This is a genomic window from Paenibacillus wulumuqiensis, assembly GCF_000971965.1.
Taxonomy (GTDB): domain Bacteria; phylum Bacillota; class Bacilli; order Paenibacillales; family Paenibacillaceae; genus Saccharibacillus; species Saccharibacillus wulumuqiensis.
In genome coordinates, this window is sequence record NZ_LAQP01000019.1 from 15,280 (window position 1) to 36,158 (window position 20,879).

Annotated in this window: 17 protein-coding genes; 5 read left to right on the forward strand and 12 right to left on the reverse strand. The window is 50.2% G+C overall.

Going from position 1 to position 20,879, the window contains the following annotated elements; translation table 11 throughout:
• Positions 1–257 precede the first annotated feature (257 nt).
• Complete coding sequence (locus WH45_RS20665; protein ID WP_046216314.1) at positions 258–911, forward strand: DedA family protein; 654 nt, start codon at positions 258–260, stop codon at positions 909–911.
• A gap of 141 nt (positions 912–1,052) precedes the next feature.
• Here WH45_RS20665 and WH45_RS20670 read toward each other — a convergent pair whose 3' ends face one another.
• The 9 genes from WH45_RS20670 to WH45_RS20710 all read right to left on the reverse strand — a co-directional run bounded on the left by WH45_RS20670 (position 1,053) and on the right by WH45_RS20710 (position 10,396).
• A complete protein-coding gene (locus WH45_RS20670) occupies positions 1,053–2,342 on the reverse strand; it encodes a HupE/UreJ family protein (protein ID WP_046216315.1) in 1,290 nt (429 codons plus the stop codon).
• Positions 2,339–3,535, reverse strand: coding sequence for a DUF3500 domain-containing protein (locus WH45_RS20675; protein ID WP_162198456.1), 1,197 nt, complete (start codon positions 3,533–3,535; stop codon positions 2,339–2,341). The genes WH45_RS20670 and WH45_RS20675 overlap by 4 nt, the downstream gene beginning before the upstream one ends.
• Before the next feature lie 150 nt (positions 3,536–3,685).
• Positions 3,686–4,153, reverse strand: a complete 468-nt coding sequence (bcp, locus tag WH45_RS20680) for a thioredoxin-dependent thiol peroxidase (RefSeq protein ID WP_046216316.1) — start codon at positions 4,151–4,153, stop codon at positions 3,686–3,688.
• A gap of 175 nt (positions 4,154–4,328) precedes the next feature.
• Entirely contained in the window at positions 4,329–4,748 is a 420-nt protein-coding gene (locus WH45_RS20685; protein ID WP_046216317.1) for a universal stress protein, read from the reverse strand.
• Positions 4,749–5,053: 305 nt separating this feature from the next.
• The gene (locus WH45_RS20690) at positions 5,054–6,493 is read right to left on the reverse strand and encodes a TcaA NTF2-like domain-containing protein (protein ID WP_046216318.1); all 1,440 of its coding nucleotides are present in this window, start codon (positions 6,491–6,493) and stop codon (positions 5,054–5,056) included.
• Positions 6,494–6,562: 69 nt separating this feature from the next.
• On the reverse strand, positions 6,563–7,339 hold the full coding sequence (locus tag WH45_RS20695) for a hypothetical protein (protein WP_046216319.1): 777 nt from the start codon (positions 7,337–7,339) through the stop codon (positions 6,563–6,565).
• 454 nt (positions 7,340–7,793) lie between these two features.
• Positions 7,794–8,579 carry an ABC transporter permease gene (locus WH45_RS20700; RefSeq protein WP_046216320.1) on the reverse strand — a complete coding sequence of 262 codons (786 nt, stop codon included), beginning with the start codon at positions 8,577–8,579 and terminating at the stop codon, positions 7,794–7,796.
• A 4-nt stretch (positions 8,580–8,583) separates the two neighbouring features.
• Positions 8,584–9,378 (reverse strand): ABC transporter permease, encoded by a 795-nt coding sequence (locus WH45_RS20705; RefSeq protein ID WP_046216321.1) that lies wholly within the window; start codon positions 9,376–9,378, stop codon positions 8,584–8,586.
• Positions 9,371–10,396, reverse strand: coding sequence for an ABC transporter ATP-binding protein (locus tag WH45_RS20710; RefSeq protein WP_046216322.1), 1,026 nt, complete (start codon positions 10,394–10,396; stop codon positions 9,371–9,373). Before WH45_RS20710 ends, WH45_RS20705 begins: the two co-directional genes overlap by 8 nt.
• A 316-nt stretch (positions 10,397–10,712) precedes the next feature.
• Between WH45_RS20710 and WH45_RS20715 the strand changes: the two genes are divergently transcribed.
• Both WH45_RS20715 and WH45_RS20720 read left to right on the forward strand, forming a co-directional pair.
• A complete protein-coding gene (locus tag WH45_RS20715; protein WP_046216323.1) occupies positions 10,713–11,834 on the forward strand; it encodes an LCP family protein in 1,122 nt (373 codons plus the stop codon).
• 289 nt (positions 11,835–12,123) lie between these two features.
• Entirely contained in the window at positions 12,124–13,440 is a 1,317-nt protein-coding gene (locus WH45_RS20720; protein WP_324292945.1) for a glutamate-1-semialdehyde 2,1-aminomutase, read from the forward strand.
• 311 nt (positions 13,441–13,751) lie between these two features.
• On the opposite strand, the gene WH45_RS20730 is transcribed toward WH45_RS20720, so the two are convergent.
• Complete coding sequence (locus WH45_RS20730; RefSeq protein WP_046216325.1) at positions 13,752–15,113, reverse strand: aminotransferase-like domain-containing protein; 1,362 nt, start codon at positions 15,111–15,113, stop codon at positions 13,752–13,754.
• A gap of 364 nt (positions 15,114–15,477) precedes the next feature.
• Here WH45_RS20730 and WH45_RS20735 point away from each other — a divergent pair, with 364 nt between their 5' ends.
• Positions 15,478–16,389, forward strand: coding sequence for a DMT family transporter (locus WH45_RS20735; protein ID WP_046216388.1), 912 nt, complete (start codon positions 15,478–15,480; stop codon positions 16,387–16,389).
• 147 nt (positions 16,390–16,536) lie between these two features.
• A complete protein-coding gene (locus WH45_RS20740) occupies positions 16,537–17,670 on the forward strand; it encodes a hypothetical protein (RefSeq protein WP_152663616.1) in 1,134 nt (377 codons plus the stop codon).
• A 268-nt stretch (positions 17,671–17,938) separates the two neighbouring features.
• Here the strand turns inward: WH45_RS20740 and WH45_RS20745 are convergent, their stop codons facing one another.
• Positions 17,939–19,069: a glycoside hydrolase family 88/105 protein gene (locus WH45_RS20745; protein ID WP_046216327.1), complete on the reverse strand. Its 1,131-nt coding sequence runs from the start codon at positions 19,067–19,069 to the stop codon at positions 17,939–17,941.
• Positions 19,070–19,511: 442 nt separating this feature from the next.
• On the reverse strand, positions 19,512–20,681 hold the full coding sequence (locus WH45_RS20750; protein WP_046216328.1) for a rhamnogalacturonan acetylesterase: 1,170 nt from the start codon (positions 20,679–20,681) through the stop codon (positions 19,512–19,514).
• Between the last annotated feature and the right edge of the window lie 198 nt (positions 20,682–20,879).

Sequence of the window (20,879 nt, forward strand, 5' to 3'; positions counted from 1 at the left end):
GCGTATGACATGGATTTCCAAGCGTTTCCATTTAAAGAAAATACGGATCGTGTACGCATCCAGTGGACATTCTGCGAATGCTCTACTGGTGGACTTTGCCCTATCCAAACGATTATGATAGTAAAGATACAACTACAGTAAAAATATAACAGAAAATGGACAATACGTTTAGCGCATTATTTTGCTGCGGGTATGAACCGATATATAGAGCATCCGGCAAAATAAGACGATATTACAACTTGGCATGGGGGCAATCTATGGGATTCATGGACTATCTACAATCACTTCTTACCGAGCATGGCTATCTGGTGCTATTTCTGGGGCTGCTGCTTGAATTTATCGCGTTACCTTTTCCCGGAGAGCCGACGATGGCGTACGCGGGTTATTTATCCTATATGGGCACTCTTAATATGGCACTCCTACTCCTATGCGCTTTTGCAGGGACGACGATCGGAATGACCATTACGTACTTTATTGGAAAAAAGGCAGGTCTGCCTTTTATGCGCAAATACGGCAAATGGATTCTGCTGCCGGAGCACAAACTGGACAAGGCACAGAAGTGGTTTAATAAATACGGCTATACGCTCGTATTCGTCGGTTATTTCATTCCGGGGGTGCGTCATTTTACGGGTTATTTCTCCGGGATTATGAACTACAAGTTCTGGCGGTTCGCAGCGTACGCTTACAGCGGTGCGCTAATCTGGGTAGGTGTGTTTTTGGCACTGGGGAAAATCTTCGGACCGCAGTGGACGCAGGTATTCCACTGGATTCACGATTATTCCGTTGAAGCCGTGGCCATTCTGGTCGGCCTGATCCTGGCGGCGATCATTGTAAAGTTCCGCCGGAGACTGGGTATTTATCTGGTGAACCGATTTGGGAAGAAGAAACCGGAGAAGTCGACGGAGGAGTAAATTAATAATTTTGCACAATATATGCAGATATTTTAGAAGCAAGCATACTATTAATGTATGGCAGCAGAAAATAAAAAGGTCTTATCACAAATCCGTCCTATTATGAAGACGACCGTTGATAAGACCTTTTTGTTCTTTTAATCAATTTCTTGTTATCGATGCTCTTCTGGTTTTCGTAAAGTAAATATTGATAATAGAGAATAATGCGAGAATGACCACTACCCAGATCACATTTTGCGCCAATGCATTAACGATTGTATCGACAGGAGTTGAAATTGCAAAAGCTCTATCCAGAATCCACCCTATGGAAGCAGCGATTGCAAATAACGCTCCAACCATTCGAACAGAACGGTATGCCTTGGTTACACTGAGCAGCAGCAGCCATGGCATAATCAAAGCAATAACAAATAGCTGCATAAGCTCTATACCAATATTAAAACCTAATACGCTCAATACAATTCTCATCGGGGTTACACCTAAATCTGTAACCAGTGTTGCAAAAGCCAGGCCATGTACCAGCCCAAATCCAGAGGCGACATAAATTTCGCGCCCGGCAAAAATAGGCCGTATAGCATGAATAGCTGAAATCAAAATGGATATGGCAATCAGAATTTCGATGGGCTGGCTTGGAATGGAGACCCAGCCGGTTGAACCAATAATCAAAGTGATCGAGTGGCCAATTGTAAAGGCAAAGGTGATTTTTAAAAGTTTCTTGAGACTTGGCTTTACTCCAGCGAACGTATCCCATTTATTATTTTTCACTAATAATGGCGCCGGTAATAACAAAGCCAGCAAAAATAGTAAATGATCCACACCTTCAGCAATATGTGCCATGCCCGATTTTACAATACTGGTAAATCCACTCCATGTATTACCTTTTGATTGATTGATTTGGACGGTTGTATTGTTATGAATAATGTTGGCAATTAATTGAGGTTCACTGGTATAGATTCCATTATTCCAGTCGCTTCGAATAGTAAGTGTGCTAACGTGAGTAATAAGTTCTCTGACAACCACTTCATAATTCAGCGTAAAGGAGTCAACAGGTGCACCCGATGGAGGCGTGAGGATTGTACTCACAATTAAATCCGTAGGATCTGTGGTGACCTCAGGGTAGGACACCGACATCTCTCCGATTTGTATGGACCATTCTGTTCCTTCTGGCGATTTTACGCTGATATGGTTTGTTATATAACTTACAAGCTCCTTATGGTAGCTCTTAATGGCTTTTTCCGGTTCATCGGTCAGGTTGTGATCAAAAGCAACTTCCAGCCGGTCAATAGGAATCACTAACTCGGCTGTCACATTTTTCTCTGAAAAGTCCAAGAAAACAGCAGAAGTAGGCATGGAGTGTGCAGAAGTGGATAACGGTGCCAGAAAAAACAGCACCATCATCCAGCTCATACACGTCAGCACAACAAGTCTAATCATTGGGAACTGAATTCTCCGCCGTAATCGGCCGTTTTGTCTCTCCAGATGGTGTGGAAGTGAACTTGATCCCTAAAGACAATGCCACCCTGAACCGTAAATTCAATCCAGACACGAGGTCCATCAATACGAAGATAGGAGCCCTGATCCTCCGAGCTTGTAGAACCAGACCAAGCTACATACGTTTGTGCAAGTGCTTCATCAGACAGGTACGCATTCAGAAGCTCTTTTTGATCTTCTTCATTTACATCACTCACCCAGGTTTTGATGGCTTCCTTTACCAGTTCTTGCTGACTTTCATCTAAAGAGGAAACCGGAATTCCGCCATGTTCTGTCGGGAAATTGCCATCATTTCCTGGTCCAACAAGTACATCATCGAATTTATCGGTGAGTTCTGCCTTGGCTTCCTGCTCATCACTCAACGAATCAATCATGGAATACATAGCCGTTTTGCGTGTGGCTAGCGGTTCGACAGTTTCTCCGGCGGCATTTTCAAAAGTCTGAGGCTCTATCCCAATAAAGAAAGGGGTAGCACCTGTTTGTTTGGTATTAAAAGTGAAGTTATTGGCATAGTGATGACCGCCCACCTGAAGAATCCAGGCAGAAGAGTCAGATACCTCACCCAAGAAAGAAATATAATACAGGTCGGCATCATATCCTTCATTTTGCTCTCCCAATACTTCTTCTGCTTCCAGATTCATAATCAGCTGCTTGTAACCTTCGTCACCCAAAGCCACATAAAACAATTTTTTGGCTGCTTTTAGGCTCTCCTCCGAAAGACTGCCCAGCAAAATTCCATTGCGCTGAACTGCGTTTACCGGCAAGTTCGACCATGTGGCTGCATTTTCAGCCGTCAAGTCATACTGAATGGACTTCTTCTGTTCATCGGATAATGTATCTAAAAAGGCTTGAGCCAGTTGAGTTGCCTGTGTATCAACAGAAGTACTGTCATTAGAAACCGACACTTCTTCATCAAGGGTTGCAGCGACATCAGTAACAATACTGTCCGTATCTACATTGGCTGAACCCATGCCACCAGGAGGCCCTCCATTTGGCGGTCCGCCTTGCTGCTGAGCAGTACTTTCCTCTGTTGCTGTTTCTTCTGCAGTTTGATTCTCTTCCGTACTTCCACAGCCGCTTAAAATAGCAGTACACGTTGTTGCAATAATAAGCCCTTGTATTAATGATTTTTTCATATTGTCCCCCTTTGAAATACCTTTCTTGTTAAATAGTATCGGAGGATGATGAACAGATAATGAACAAACAGGAGAATAATTGAAAATTAATACATAGGAATGACAAATGGAAGTATTCATGGAAAATAATTTTACTTTACATCAGATCTACTACTCTCCCCGAAGTACTGCCAGCACATTTTCCACATGACCTTTCACTTTCACATTGCGCCATTCCTGCTGTAGGTTGCCCTCTTCGTCGATCAGGAAGGTCGAGCGCACGATGCCTTCGTACTCCTTGCCGTACATCTTTTTTAGCTGCCAGACGCCGTAGGCTTCGGCTACCGCATGATCCGGATCGGACAGCAGTGGGAAAGGCAGTTCGTACTTGGCACTGAAGCGGTCATGCGACTTGACGTTGTCCGGGCTGATACCGAGCACAACAGCGCCGTACTGCTCGTATCCGGCTGTACTGTCACGGAAATCGCACGCCTGCTGGGTGCATCCGGTCGTATTGTCTTTCGGATAAAAGTACAGTACCACCTTCTTGCCGCGGTAGTCGCTGAGGGAGACTTCACGTCCTTCGGACGCCTCCAGGGTAAAATCGGGAACAGGCTGTCCCTGCTGTAATTCGCTCATGTCGATAACTCCTTTTTGCCGTATGGAATAGAGCACTACTCCGGCTTATGATATATGGTCGGTAGTTCTCAATGTATCCCAGTTCTGCGATGACTTCAACCTCGGCCGCTTGCTGTACAGCCTGCTAACTCATAGGCTGAACTCGACTTGAGGTTGGTTTATCTCGACTGAAGGATTATTTTACGATCAGTACCGGACAATGGGCCCGCTTGACGACCTTGTGGCTAACGCTACCGAGCACGAATTCCTGCAGCACATTCAGTCCTCGTGTCCCGATTATGATCAAGTCGGCATGATGCTCGTCTGCATATTTGACAATCGTAGGGCCGGGATCACCATTGATGATGGTGACCTTGGGCTGCAGACCTGCTGCGGTTAGCACCTCTTCGACCGACTGCAGTCGCTGCCGGCGTCTGAATTCGATCTCATCGTGGGTATGAGAATGCAGCACTTCGTCTTTGACTTTGGACGGATCAGCGGCAAACAGAATCTCTACGACAGCATCCGACGACAGCGAAGCGATTTTGACGGCTTCTGCCGCTGCCCGAATGGAATTGTCCGACCCATCGGCCGCGAGCAAAATATGCTGAAACATCAAGCCTCACTCCTTTTCTATTCAAACTTCTGCATGCTTATATTAATAATGTACCCAACTGCATAGATGCAAGTATACAATCCCCTCAAACTTCTGAAGAACACCTATTATTGTATTAGTATGAGTCAAAAAAGCGATCATGCCTGGAGTCTTCTCCCGGATGATCGCTTTTTTACTGTACTGTTAAATGCGCTAACTGTAATCTTCTATAATGATAGAATCTTTCTTTCTACAGTTGTCTTTGTTAGGAAGATCCGCAGCGTGGATGTCCTCGTATGCAAGTTCTACCTCCATATAACTTTCTTTTAAGAAGCTGATTTTTCAATCGTATGTTTGGAGCCGATGGCATTGCTCCAGCTCGGATAGGCAGCATTAATCCACCAGTTGTCTTTTTGAGGCTGCTGGGTGATATCATACGTCCAGTCTATATTTTTGTCACTTACGCTGCCATCTTCATTGGTGACTTTGTATACTTGGGTCGCACTCAGCTCGATGCTGTCTTTGTCAATCTCAACGGAGTCCAGATCGATGACGACTTTTTGCAGCTTGTATTTGCGATTGCCGGAAAAGTAATCGTTCATCTCCCAGGTCGCATGGTTGTAGTAACCGGAGTCGGGATTGACACTTTTGAGTGCTTTGGCATTGCTTGTATTGATCGCTTCCGCCAGACTGGTGGACGCATCGTATACGATATCCAGCGCCTGCTCGGCAATTGGCTTTTGTACGACAGTATTCAGATCGTAGGTGTCCTGTTCGGCCGGGTTCAGGGTGACTTCGCCTGTAATATCTTTGCCCTGAGCAGTCATTTTTACTGTAATATGAGACTGCTGCGGAGCAGGCTGAATCTGAATATATTGACTCGGATCGCCGGTGACCGGCTTGTCATTCAGCATAACTGTCGCTTCGGACTGCGGCAGACGCAGATCCAGGGAAGCCATCTTGGTATAGTCCAATGTCGCTTGGGCCGGCTGATTCACACTAAATGCTTCCACTTTATCCGTTACCGGTACGTCGGCATATGCACTGCTGATCGTGCCCTGGTAGGTATACACCGCCGGCCACAGATCCTTGATCGTATCATGGTCCGCTTTGAGATTGCCGATCGCCATGGAGGTGGTAAGCGTCTCGTTCATATAGACCAGTGCCGCTTTGACATCTACAGGTTCGATATGAACCATCCAGCGCGTTCCCCGCCAGGAATCGACCGGTACGAGTGTCATCCAGTAGGATTGGTTGAGGCTATTACGGATCTGGGTTCTGACAGATTCAACCACTGCTGAACCTGCGTCTTCATGGGCTTCGGTGCTCTGGAGCGCATTATCAATCTGTTCCACATAGGATGACTTGGTGTCTTCGGTCTGTAGTGACTCAGTGAACAGCGCCAGCCGCTGCTCCTCCCGCAGTGGTGAATCCGGCTCATCCAGATGCTTGACCAGTCCATTTACATCGCCTGCCTCTACAGCAGCAGTCAGCTGCTTGGCCAGTTCTTCCGGCGTTGATGGGCCGTTTGTTGCCCGCAGAATGAAGAAAGCGATCAGCAGCAGGACAAGCGCGCCGCCTCCGATCATCAGCATGCGTTTGGTTCGTGGCGAGAGCTGAATCGGCTCCCTGACCGGCTGCGGCTGTGAATAAGCCGTTGTATCGGTCGTACTCGCTGCAGCGGATTCAGGCTCCAGGCGATGTCCGCATTCTCTGCAAAACACCCAATCCGGCTCCGTCCGGGTACCGCAATGTCCACAGTACATATATACTTCTCTCCTTATATAGAAAATAGTTCATTTAATGGTAATAATAGTCAACCTCTTGTGATGCTGTTAGAAAAGGCCTCCGCCCATCTCCTTCAATTCATCTACCATTTCCGCACCGAACGAGTTAAATACGAGCAGTACAGCGACCACCTGAATCAATACCACTGCCCCGATGAACCAGACTGCACGATCCCGATGTATACGGAACATCTCTATACCTGCATACAACGTTAAGACCAGTGTGGCGATTACGGTAGTCAGCAGCAGGACAAAGGAAAACTTCACGGAAACGAACATAACCAGCGCGGACAGGATCAACGCAGCACCGGTAATCCACTGCAGACCGCCCAGCTTCACCAGACTGTCCTTCCATCCATGGCGCTGGGCACCCAGCTTGCTGCCCAGCAGGAAGACTGCTGCCAGTATCACGATCAGGGACACCAGACCAAGCACCAGCATATGATTCACAATCGGCAAATATTCGCTGGCGCTGCTGTAGGATTCCTCGTAATCATCGAGCCTACCGCCAAACTGTGTAATCAGTGCTTTGATCAGCTGGTGCTTGAACGACCAAGACCACAGCACAAATCCGACCAGTGACGCGATAATACCGAGCAAACCGTACAACAGATCGCTATCTCCTCTTAACTGCAGAGCAGACATCGGACGTTTCAGCAGATTCAGAATTTTGTGACGATCCACTCGTGCCAGCTGTTCTCTGGCTGTTGTGATCATTGGCGCTGCGGTTGCTGGTGCTGCAGCCCCAGCCGGAGGCTGTTCCGCCATACAGGTATGTATTTCATTCTCGTAAAGCTGTGTACCACATTTTGTACAAAAAGCCATTTTTATTCCTCCAATATGTAGTTAAAATGAACTAGGTCATATTGTCTATTTCTGACCCGTTGTATATAGTAGCATGTTACTTGAAGAGTTTCCAATCCTTTTTATAATTAGCAAATGTAGTGGGAGATGGAGTGGATAACGCTAGTGTGGAGGTGGGATAGACACCGCTGCAGGAAGGGATTCTGCCGGCGACCTGTATGTTGAGAGGAACTGCGTTATCTACTGAAGAGGGGGAGGTCAATTGGGCGTAATATGCTGGATAGAGAAAATGCATCTAAATATACAAAATGCCAGCACAGGCGCTTAATCCGCCTTGCTGGCATTTAAATTTAACTTATTCTGTGGCAAGTCCTAACCTCAACATCAGCTGCTCACTCATAATCGCACTCAATTGCGACACTGGCGAGCGCCGGCATGCATGATGAAGATGATGTAAATACAACAGCGTGCGTGTTCAGGACCCCGCTCCACGATACCTTTTCACCCCGCTGTTCCACAGCAGCAGACTCACACTGAAGAACAACAGGCCCATCACCGGCGTCAGCCAGGCCATCGCCATCATCTCCTCGCGCTGCAGGAACAGCGCCGCCGGATAGATACCGACGAAGGCAAATGGCAGCACCCAGGTCAGGATGATCTGGATCGCGCGGTTGTAGATCGTGATCGGGTAACGTCCGTACGTCTGGATATTCACCATCAGCGGAATAATGCCTGTCGGTGAATCCGAGTAAAAGGACACCGACGTCAATATAATGTAGATTCCCGCATAGATTAGCGTTGAACCAATCGTCATAATGATTAGCGCCGGGATGTACCACCATTCCATCTCCAGCCCCAGCTGTCCGCCGCTCCAGATCATGATGATGATACCGATCACCGAACCGATCAGGGACGGCGGGTCCAGATTTTCCAGGAATATCTGGAACAGGCTGTGTGCCGGGCGCGTCAGGATACGGTCCATTTCGCCTTTGACAATATAGCGGTCACCGAAATTCCACAGGTTAATGAAACAGCTGTACAATCCGTACGGTACCATGAAGTAACCATACACAAAGACCACTTCCGCTTCGGTAAATCCGCCCAGCGTCTCGGTATGCGCGAAGACAACGAAGATAAAGATCAGATTGGTCGCCTGAAACAGCAGATCCGAGATCACTTCCACCCAGAAATCGGCGCGGTAGGTCAGTCTTGTCTTCACATAATTGGTAAAGTACTCCCATATTAATCCCAAATAAAACATCGACTCAACCCCCCTGTACGAACAGCCGCACCCGGGCAGCGCGCCATGTGAAATAGATCGGTACCAGCAGGATGAGGAACCAGATCACCTGAATGCCGAGTACCTCCAGAATCCCTGTGCCCTGCACACGTCCGGTGAAGACCGAACCCGGCAGATACGTAATCGCCTGAAACGGCAGGAAGTTCATGATGCCGGTCAGCCAGCCCGGGAAAAAGCTGATCGGAATCAGCAGACCGGAGAACAGATCGACCACCACCCGCTTCATGCGCATCAGTCCATCATTATTTTCGATAAAAAAGGCCATCAGGCCGATCAGGATATTAATCTGCGAATTAATCAAAAAGCTGAAAAACAGCATGACCAGAAATCCGATCCACGATACCGGACTCGTCGGCAGCTGCACCGGGAATAGCAACACCGCAATAATCATGCCCGGAATCATAAACATCGTGAACCGGAAAATGCCTTCCCCAAACCCCTGCATCATCTTGACCAGCAGGTAGTTATACGGACGGATAAACTGGATCGCGATCGTACCGTCACGAATCTCGGTCGCAATCTCCCGGTCCAGATTGTTAAAGTAAAACGCCCGTGCCATCCAGGATACGGCGACATACGTGGTCATCTGCGCAGCGGTAAAGCCGGCGAGCTGTTCCTTGCCGCCGTAGATCGCCTGCCATGTAAAATAGTACACCCCAATATTGAGCGTATACACAAGAATGCCGGAATAATAATTGACCCGGTATGCCAGCATCGTCAGAAACCGGATACGAATAAAATCCAGATACAGACTAGACATGCAGCTTGACCTCCGGCTTCTCTGCCGAGCCGGAACTGTAAATCTGGCGTACAATCTCGTCCGTACTCGTCTCCGAAATCTGCACATCCGTCACTTCCGCCTGGCTCAGAATACGGGAAAATACATCCGATACCGCCATATCCGCCGGTACGAGCGCTGTCGCGACCAGATCGCTCTCCTGGGTCCACGTAACCGGCAGTCCCATCGTCCAGCCATTCAGCTGTTCAGCCTTGACCGCACCACCAAACTGAAAGCGCAATTCGCGTCCGCGTCCCCAACGGGTCTTCAGTTCATTCAGTCCCCCGTCGTAAATGATGCTGCCGGCGTCCAGCATAATAACCCGTGAACAGAGCGCTTCGATATCCTGCAGATCATGGGTCGTCAGCAGAATGGTCGTGCCCTGTGTACGGTTCAGATCCTTGAGAAACTCGCGAATCTCCGATTTGACGACAATATCCAGTCCAATCGTCGGTTCATCAAGGAAAACAATCGACGGATTATGCAGCAGCGCAGCGACCAGCTCGCAGCGCATCCGCTGACCGAGGCTGAGCTTGCGCACCGGACGGCTCAGCAGCTCCTGTAATTGCAGACGCTCCACCAGCTCATCCAGTCTTTTTTTATAATCCGCTTCGGACACCTGGTACACCTTGCGCAGCAGCTGGAAGGACTCGATTACCCCGATATCCCACCACAGCTGACTGCGCTGGCCGAACACTACACCGATGCCCTGGACGAACTTCTCGCGTTCCTGGTAAGGCACATAGCCGTTGACTTGGATATGGCCGGAAGTCGGCACCAGAATGCCGGTCAGCATCTTGATCGTGGTCGATTTGCCGGCTCCATTTTCCCCAATGTATCCACAGATCTCGCCCTGTGGAATCGTAAAGCTGATATCGTTAACCGCTGCGACCTCGTGATACTCGCGAGCAAACAAATCCTGCAACGCGCCCTTGAGCCCGCCCCGGCTCTGCTGAATCCGAAAGGTTTTGCGTAGATCCTGTACCTCTATTGCCTGCATGAATGTCTCCTTTGTGACCCGTTTGTAACTTTTGAGGTCTTTTTTGTAGTACAAGTGAACAGTATAATCACACACAGAGCCAGGGGTTGACACTAGCTAACTTACTTGTTCCATGGTTATGTGATAATTGATTGTTGCCTGAAAAGAAATTATAATGTACGGGTGTTGTTAAGACAATGCAAAGTAACTAACTTTTCCCCACCGGGTATTTCGCAGAATACCCCGTCAGCTGTCTGTCCTACCAATCTACATATGACAGCAGACAGAAGACACATCCGATACATGGCAAACCTTATCGTTGAAAGGAAGAACGTGCATGAATGTAAAAACAAAGCGAACGTTGCTTTGGAGCCTCGGCATTATCGCCGTCGCGATCATAGGCTATGCGATTTATTATTTTACAGCTGTATATAACCAGATTGATGCCCTGCAGAAAACAGGGGATGCCTCTCCATTCAAAAATGTACCTACCAATACGGCTGCAGCGGCAGCGCCACCAGTCTGGACCGGTACCGAACCGGTCAATATTTTGCTAATGGGCGTCGATTCACGCAGTTCCGACGACGGCGAGATTCCGCGCTCGGACACCATGCTGGTCGCTTCGCTCGATCCGGTCAAAAAAACGATTCATCTGTTTTCCATCCTGCGTGATACGTATGTGGATATCCCGGGTCATGGCCAGAGCCGCATCAACGCTGCAATCACCCACGGTCCGAATACGGCAATGCAGACAGTCAGCGACCTGCTCGGCATTCCGGTACAGTATTACGTATACACCGACTTCCAGGGCTTTATCAAGCTGGTGGACGCGGTAGGCGGTATTGATTTTAATGTAGAAAAAGATATGCACTACACCAGCGCAGCCGACAAACACGAGTATGATATCGATCTCAAAGCCGGCATGCAGCATCTGGATGGCAAAACGGCACTCCAGTACGTTCGCTTCCGTCACGATGCCACATCCGACTTTACCCGTACCGAGCGGCAGCGTGCTTTTCTGACTGCGGTAGGCGACAAACTGAAGTCTACCACATCCATCATGAACCTGCCGGATATTCTCGAGCAGATCAATCCGTACATTGATACCAATCTGAGTACCGATGATCTGTGGAAGCTCGCAAGCGTCGCCTATGACAGCAAAATGAGCGGCAGTGAGCAATTGCCTCCAAATGATCTGCTGGCCGAGAAGCATGTAGACGGAGCAGCCGTCATTGGTGTGAAGAGCGAGGATGAGCTCAAGCAGTTCATTCAGGACACCCTGAACAAAAACACAACCGAGCTCGTCCCTGTCTCCGCTGACGGCAAAGACAGCACCATCGGCGGAACGGGCAGCTCCGGCAGTACGGGAAGTACCACTTCCGATTCGTCGTCCGGTTCAACTCATTCGCCAGCCTCCATTCCCGGAGCGACCAGCCTGTCCGGCAGCTCCAGCCATTAATTCGTCCGATCCGGAACATGCAGTAACATTATTCATTTCATCCCGGACCGGTAATCGTGTTAAAATGGTTACGGTCTGGCATTGATACGAAATACATGAGATCCAAGCAAAGCGCCCAGATCATGGGCGCTTTTTATTATGTCTGCCCTGTGCACATTACGGCGCCAGCGCTGGTAACTTCATGAGCAAACAAGCAGCATGATGATGCACATGGCGTATACATCGCAAAATGGCCCGCATTTATTATTATCGCGCTTCCGATCCGGGAAGTGCCAGAGGAGAGATTACTATGAATCGCAGCAAGTCTGCACAGCTGTATGAACTGGCCCAGAAGCATATTGTCGGCGGAGTGAACAGCCCTTCCCGTTCGTTCAAGGCCGTAGGTGGCGGCGCGCCGGTATTCATGGCTTCGGCCAAAGGCGCTCATTTCTTTGACGTGGATGGCAATAAATATATTGATTATCTCGCGGCATTCGGTCCGATCATTACCGGGCATGCCCATCCGCATATTACAGCGGCGATTACCCGTGCTGCGGAAAATGGCGTACTGTATGGTACACCGACCGAGCTGGAGATCCAGATGGCGATGATGCTCAAAGAAAGCATTCCGTCGATGGACAAAGTACGCTTCGTCAACTCCGGTACCGAAGCGGTTATGTCCACGATCCGCGTGGCACGTGCCTATACCAACCGTACGAAAATCATCAAATTCGCCGGCTGTTACCATGGTCATTCCGATCTGGTGCTGGTGGCTGCAGGTTCCGGTCCTTCCACGCTCGGTACGCCGGACAGCGCGGGCGTACCTGCCAGCATCGCGAGCGAAGTGATTACCGTGCCTTTCAACAATCTGGAAGGGTTGCAGGCTGCCCTGGAACGCTGGGGAGATGAAGTGGCTGCCGTTATGGTCGAGCCGATCGTCGGCAACTTCGGTATGGTTATGCCGGAGAAAGGGTTCCTCGAAGGACTGTGCAAGCTCGCTCATGATCATGGGGCACTCGTGATCTACGATGAAGTCATTACCGCTTTCCGCTTCCATTATGGCTCTGCCCAGACGTACAGCGGTCTGGACAATCATGAACAGATCATGCCCGATCTGACAGCGCTCGGTAAAATTATCGGCGGCGGGCTGCCGATCGGTGCCTATGGCGGCCGCAAGCATATTATGGATCAGGTCGCTCCGCTCGGTCCTGCGTATCAGGCAGGTACGATGGCAGGCAATCCGGCATCTATCGCCTCCGGTATCGCCTGTCTGGAAGTACTGCAGGGCGAAGGCGTCTATGAGGAGATGGAACGTCTCGCGATTCGCCTGACCGATGGCATCCAGGCTTCAGCGCAGCGGTACGGTGTGCCGCTGACGATCAACCGGATTCGCGGTGCATTCTCGACTCACTTCTGTGATCATCCGGTAACTGACTATGATCAGGCACAGGATACGGATGGCGAGCAGTTCGCAGCCTTCTTCCGTCATATGCTGGATCGGGGCATCTGTCTCGCCGCTTCCAAATACGAAGCCTGGTTCCTGACCACTGCCCATACGGACATGGACATCGACCTGACCTTGCAGGCAGCTGATGAATCGCTCAAGCTGGTTGCCGAGGACAAATAATAGCAGCATTTGATCAAAACTGCAGCAAATAAATAAAGTAAATAAAGCAAAAGCACCCGGGAAAGGGTGCTTTTGCTTTATTTAGCCTGGATAATGAATCATCATACTGATACGGACATTTGGTCACTGTTATTGGCATATTTGTGAGGCCGATCAGCCCGAAAGCGAATAGAATCCCCATTAGTAAGAGCATATTTCTCTTCCTCCCACTGTAAGAACAAGTTCTCCGTCAAATACAGTAATAAACTCCTCTGTACCTTCCCAGTGCGGATTGGAATCCAGATGGCCCTGCTGCTCGTCTGGACAGCCGGCTAGTTCCGGGGAGATATCAGCAGACGATCAATTTCATGTGCAACGGTGCGCAGAGCCGATTCGATCTGTTCCGCCGGCACATTGGATACGTTGATTCGCAGCTGATTGGAGCGGTACAAACTGCTGCTCAGAAAATAGCGATCTGTAGAATCAACCGTGATCTGCTGTTCGGCCAGCCTTCGAATCAGCATGCCGGTTGGAAAGTTGGCAGGCAGCGGCAGGATGGTATGAATCGTATCGGTCTGTTTAGCACCGGCAAATAATGGATGATCGGTTGCCAATGTCTGCAGGGCATGGCGAAGCTGCTGGATTCGTTCCCGGTAGGCATCCAGGACGATCCGGCGGTAACGGGCGAACATGCCATTTTGGATATAGACATGCAGTGCCGCTTGGGACAATACCGAGCTGTCTACATCCAGCATGCTTTTGTACCGGGCAAATGTATCGATCAGTGCATCCGGCAGCACAGCAGCGCCGATACGCAGACCAGGGAATAGAATTTTGGAATAACTTTTCAGATAAATAACGTGACCGGACATATCGTAGGCATACAGCGGGTCATTGGACGACTGCTGTTCCAAATCGGACAGGTAGTCATCCTCAACCAGATAGACGTCGTATTTGTGAGCCAGGGCAACAAGCTTTTTCTTTTGCCGCTTCGTCAGTGAGGTGCCCAGCGGATTATGAAACCTTGGCATCACATAAAAAAACTTGATTTCTTCCTGTCGGAACGACTCCTCCACCCGCTCCAGATCCAGTCCCTCGGACGTGCGCTGTACTTCCTGTACCGATACATTGAGCGTCTCCAGCATCTCGATCAGCAGATGATAGCCCGGCTGCTCGATCAGGATCGTCTCCCTGCCGGATGGAAATGGCATCATTGTCAGAATGGACAGTGCCCGGTGTACGCCCGATGTGATATGCAGCTGTGACGAACGGGCGAATACCTGTACCTCTTCCAGCTGCTGACGGATTTCTTCCAGCAGCGGCGGCAAGCCCTGCGGCATTCCATATGTAAACAGCTGATCCCGGTAAATATGCATAGCCCCCTGAAGCGAACTTTGGAAGTCTTCAAATGGAAAAATCTCTGCAGCAGGTGCCGCCGATGCCATATCGATTCGCTGTATACCATGATCCTGCTGGCTGTCCAGCTGCTGCCGGGCTACATAATAGCCACTGCGATTCATGACATAAAGCCACCGATCCCGTGCCAGCTGCTCATAAGCACGAACAACTGTAGCCGGACTGCAGCCGCGGTCAGTCGACATTTGGCGGATGGACGGCAGCTTCTCTCCGGCAGATAGTGTACCATCGCGTATCTGCTGTTCCAGCAGCGTTGCAAGCTGCAGATGTTTGGTCATGACATAACTCCTCTCCGGGTTCTTATCTCCTGTACGATGATGTTCTTTTGTCACAAATTATAATCCATCTCCTTCTCAAATGTACTATTCTCCGGAAAGAACTGTATCGGTACAGTTGCATATGAGGTGCATTGCCGTTCATCGTGCTGCACCTATATATTGAATATGCGGCCGCAATCCCGTTACAACAGATACAGTGATCCATGAAATGATTATTTGTGGATCAACCGATTTCTTTCCCATTTGGAGGTATATTATGACCAAGCGACATTCACTCGCATCCCAATCCCAAGCGGCAGATTCATCTGCACGTGCTTTGCGGCATTCGGCATCTACACAGGAACAGCCGCAGAGCAGCAGCCGGATGCCTGCCTATCTGGCTGCGCTGGGATATGCGCTTATTATTGGGTTTTCCTTTTTGTTCGTGAAAATGACGGTGTACATTGCCAATCCGCTCGATGTGCTCGGTCATCGCTTCTTGATCTCGGTGATCGGGATGGGAATCCCGGTGCTGCTGGGCTGGATACGCATTCGGATCGCCTGGACAGATGTATGGCGGATTCTGCCGCTGGCGCTGCTGTCACCGATTCTCTTTTTTACCCTGCAGGCGTATGGACTGCTCAGTGCTTCCTCATCCGAAGCAGGCATTATCCAGGCAATGACGCCGGTATTCACACTCCTGCTCGCGTCTTATTTTCTGAAGGAAAAGACGTCGATTGTACAAAAGCTGTCCCTGCTGCTGTCGGTCGCAGGTGTAGTCTTTATGTTCACTATGAAAGGCGGCGCCAGCTTCTCTGCTGCAAGTCTCACCGGAATTGCGCTGCTCGCCGGTTCGGCGCTCTGTTTTGCCGGGTATGGCGTACTGGCCCGTCCGCTCACCCGCAAATATAACCCGCTGGAGCTGACCTGGGTAACCATGGTCGTCGCCTGCATCGTCTTCAATCTGATCGCACTGGGCAGACATATGCTGAATGGCGATTGGTCTGCCTACATCACACCTCTGCAGCATGTTGATTATGTCGTTGCGTTATTATATCTGGGCATTCTGTCTTCCCTGATCACTACGCTGCTGTCCAGCTATGCACTGTCCCGGCTCAAGGCGACCCAGATGAGCGTGTTCAGCAATTTTGCCACCGTGACTTCGATGATCGCCGGCACCGTCTTCTTGCAGGAGCAGCTCTATTACTACCATATTATCGGCGCGGTGCTCATCATTATAGGGGTGCTCGGCACCAACTGGGGCGGCAAGCGGCGTCCTGGCGCTTCCTCCAAATAAGATCACACGAGAGCAAAAAGCAGATATCACTGAGGCACAATGTGCTCACACCGGATTACTCTTTCTCCGTCAAATGCAGTATAGTTAGAGTACCAGATACATTGCTAACCTAACTATCTAACTACATAAACCGGAAAGAAGGAACCCATGATGAAAAAAGCCACCTCGCTGCTCCTCGCGCTGGCTCTTGCGCTGCCAATGACTGCCCATGCTGCACCGTCGTCAGTCGCAGACAGTATTCCATCTGTAGAACAAAGCAGACTGCCGGAGGATCTGCAGTCTTTTCCGGAAGACTTCTATATCCAAACGGATATGGTCAGCATGGCTGGTGGACATACGCTGTTCGCCGACAAGGATCATCAGCGTATCTATATGGCGGATGTCGAGACGTCCAGGGAAGAGTGGAACAAGTCGTACGATCATATCTACAATTACAAGGTCATGCCCGGCAGTCCCAAAATTGTGCTGCTGGTGGAGCATCATAATAAGCTGCAAAAGATCGTCCTGTCCACCGCTGGCAAAACACTATCCCGGTACAGCTATCCCGATGCCATGCTAAAAATGCTAAAGAACGAATCCTCCCTGTCTGCCCAGATCGGCTGGTCCGCTCCAGATAAATCGGGGCAAAAAGAGAAATTGGCGCTTCAGGCAGGCGACCATATTTACATTTACCAGTATCCATGGAAAAAGCCGATGCAGACTTTCACCACGTCGACACGCCAGAGCAGTAACTATGAGAATCTGATCAGCACCCGGGTGGAATATCAGGGTAATGATCTGGTTATTGCCTACCAGGCAGGCAGCCTGATGCAGACGCAGTATGTATTTGACCTATTGGACACATCCAAGGCTGGCAGCAAGCCGCATACGGTCAAGGTACCATGGAATCTGAAGGCACAGATGCAGCTGGAGAATGGTGCAGCCGTCATTTACACAAGCAATATTCTGGGCAGTCCGCTCGGACTGAATGCAGACGTGCCGTATCCGATCTATGTCAGATACGATGTAAAAACCGGTAAACGGCTGGCTCAGATTACCCGCACGCTGTCCGATCAGCATAAGGAATGGCAGACTGATTACAGTCAGGGTCAGCTGTTCCTTGCTGACAGAGCTGCCGGCAAGCTCTATCTGTATGATCGCAGCGGCAAGCCAATATGGGAAACGGCCGAGCCTTCCAAACGGATCAGCTACCGGTTTATCAAATACGAGCAGGGCATGGTGTATCTGCTGGTGGAAAATATCGACCGGGAGTTCTCCATTGCCAAAATGCCGGTGATGTAACTGGCAGATTGCCGTTTGGAGAGCGAGCGGGATTCGGCTGCTGTCTGCCGTTTCGGCTTCGACGGTACACCTTTGATGACATTTTAGATGCTTTGGCTATCCTTTTTATCAATATGCATAATAACTCCATGTCAAAATCCCCCTTCACCACGACGAATCCGGCATACAGCGGATTGTCCATGCAAAGGGGGATTTGTTCAGGTACGGGCAGAAGAGTTAAGCGTATTTCGTTGATATCCTAATTTGGATACCTTAAATGGAAACCCGATCAGAGCGTCTCTACACCGGTTCTGGATTCGGATGAAGTATCCACCGCCTGATCCAGAGGCTGCGAGGCTTCCGGCGCTGTCGATTTGCTCATCGACTGTCCATACAGATCTTCCTTGGTACGCAGAATCTGTGCCAGGAAAGTCAGCGTCAGTCCCTGTCCCCAGCCCTGAATGCGTTTCTCCGGTACCTGGCGGTAGCCGTCAATATCGTTCATAACCGCTGTACCTGCCGATACGCCGGTCACTGTACCATCGTCCTTGATGCGGGACAAGATGCCGTCGATGGACTTCTGGCTGTACTTGTTATAAAGGCGTCCCTGCATCAGCAGTGCTGTCGCAATCCCGGCGGAACCGGATGTCTCCAGATATGACGATTCATCATCCAGCACCGTATGCCACAGACCTTCCGGTGACTGCAGACGTACGAGCGCACTGAGCTGATCCCGCATCGAACCATCGATAATCATATACGACGGGTGCTGAACCGGGATGAATTTGAGTGCTTTGGCCATTGTCAGGGCCGCCCAGGAATTGCCGCGCGCCCAGTAGATCGACGACATATGATTCTGGTTCATATGATCCCAGCCATGATAATACAGGTTTGTATCCGGGTCCTGCAGCAGCTCCTCATGACCATGGTACTGCCGCAGTCCATCGTCAAAGTAGCGCTGGTTGCCGAGCAAATGCCCGATGCGCAGCAGATAATAGCCTGCCATGAACATCGTATCCACCCAGGCCTGCTGCGGGAATACATCGGTCACGGAATTGACGGTATGCTGGAAAATGCCTTCGGCAAAACGCTCGGCCTTGGTATCGAGGAATTCGGCCATTTCCTTGGCAATCTGCAGATACTGCTCTTCGCCGGTCGCTTCATACAGCGTCAGCAGACAGTGACCGATCGATACACCATTTACCGACAGCGGCGGAAGCCCGTCAGCAATATTCTCGTCGACCCAGACACGGAGCTTGTCCAGATACTCCCGCTTGCCGGTCGCTTCATAAGCTTCACACACTCCGTAAAAGGCTACGCCTCCCGGCCAATCCCAGTTAAAATCCATATTGAATGTACGTTCGACGACACGATCGATGACTTGCTTGATATGCTGTTCATCAAATTGCAATGCTGGCATGAGAATCATCCTCCTTTGGGGAATTAAAGTAAAACGGGGTGGATTGGCGTTCTGGAGGTACGGACGCTCCAGGAACGGATTATTCTTCCATCCTCTGTTAAGATCGGATATCCTGAAATACTGCTTTCAGCAGTGGATATCCAATCTTAAAAGAGGATTTCAGAACAATTCCGTCCCCTCCGCTGTCGTTGTCCAGAACTAACCAGCACCGTTGTTTCTTGACAAGAAGTGTTGTAAAAAAGATTGGCGGTGATGGGAATGTGATTTTCATATTCGACTCTGTGTATGTGATGTCATGGTGAGCGGCGGATTGGTTGGTTATTTGTTATATTATGTTGGATCATTGATGATAGGTATCGTTTTTTGTTTTAGTTTTAAAGCTCTTTTGGGATTTGGATAAGAAGCGTTATGGTTATAAGTATGACTTGGTGCAGGGCCGTGTTTATCTTAGATACATGGTTAAGGGATGCAGGTTGAGATCACGGATGGACTGGGTGACCAGGTCGGCGATTTGGGCTGCACCGTATTCCTGAAAATGGGTGTTGTCCTGGGCGCCAACCGGGAAGTTCATGTATTCACCGGGATGGAGCTGGACGAACAGGTTACGGCTTTGTTCGGGACCGAGCTGTTCCAGCAGCTGGCGGGTACGGTCGGCCAGGTCGATCAAGGGGACCTGCTGTTCGGCTGCCAGTTCCCGCATGGCGATCAGGTAATCGCCGTGGGTATCTTCCAATTCCCCCTGCCGGTTGAAAGATCGCCGGCTCACCGGGGTGATCAGCACAGGGATGGCTTCTCGGTCCCGGGCGGTCATAATGTACTCGGTCAGGCACTGCTTATACGTCGTAAATGGGTCGGTATGACGCGCGGTATCTGTCTTTTCATCGTTATGACCGAATTGGATGAACAGAAAATCGCCGGGATGCAGCACGTCACGGATCGTATCCAGGTGTCCTTCCTGGATAAAGCTCTTGGAGCTGCGGCCTGACATGGCATGGTTATCGACGCACACATCATGACGGAACCGGGCGGGCAGCATCTGTCCCCAACCGGCGTAGGGATATCCATTTGCCGGCTGGTCAGTCACCGTCGAATCTCCTGCCAACACCAGCTTCAGCACTTCCGGAACCGCTGTAATCTCCAGATGGTTGAGCCGCGGCGCCCGGCCGCTAAAGGATAGCTGCAGCTGCCCGCCCCGTACCGATACGGCGAACAGGACCTCCAGCACCTGCCCCGCCTGTGTACGTACCGGCGGCAGCATTAGCCGGGAGCCATATGCCCGGATCACCGTATGTGTCGCCGTTAGCAGATCGCCCAGCGTCAGCTTCACCTGGTAACACCCATCCGGCACATCCAGCGCAAACGAAGCCCCCAGCGGTATGCAAAAACTGCTCTGCACATGACTGATTCCGTCTGCATCCTCGGCTGCGAGCATATCGCTCCGATCACGTCCATACACTTCGCCACCCGCCAGAAATCCATATCCCTGCTCCACCGTATACCGGCAGTTCGGCGAAAGACCGATATACCCTTCCACCGGCTCACCCGGCCCGGCGTCAAAGCGCCATACGTGAGGAACAATCCGCTCTGCTGCCTCACTGTCTTTTGCCTGCATACGTCATGATCCTCCTGACATCCTGTAAACTCATTTGAGCTATTGTTGCATCGTCTGCTGCGTTTGATCGGCTGGAACGAGCGGGGTTCTGGTGCATGAGATGTAGTGATCAGCACCGCTGCGGAAAGGGATCGTCCTGCTGGCCTCCGGTTAAGATTAGATATGTATGAATTCCGATTCCATCGGTAAATATCCAAT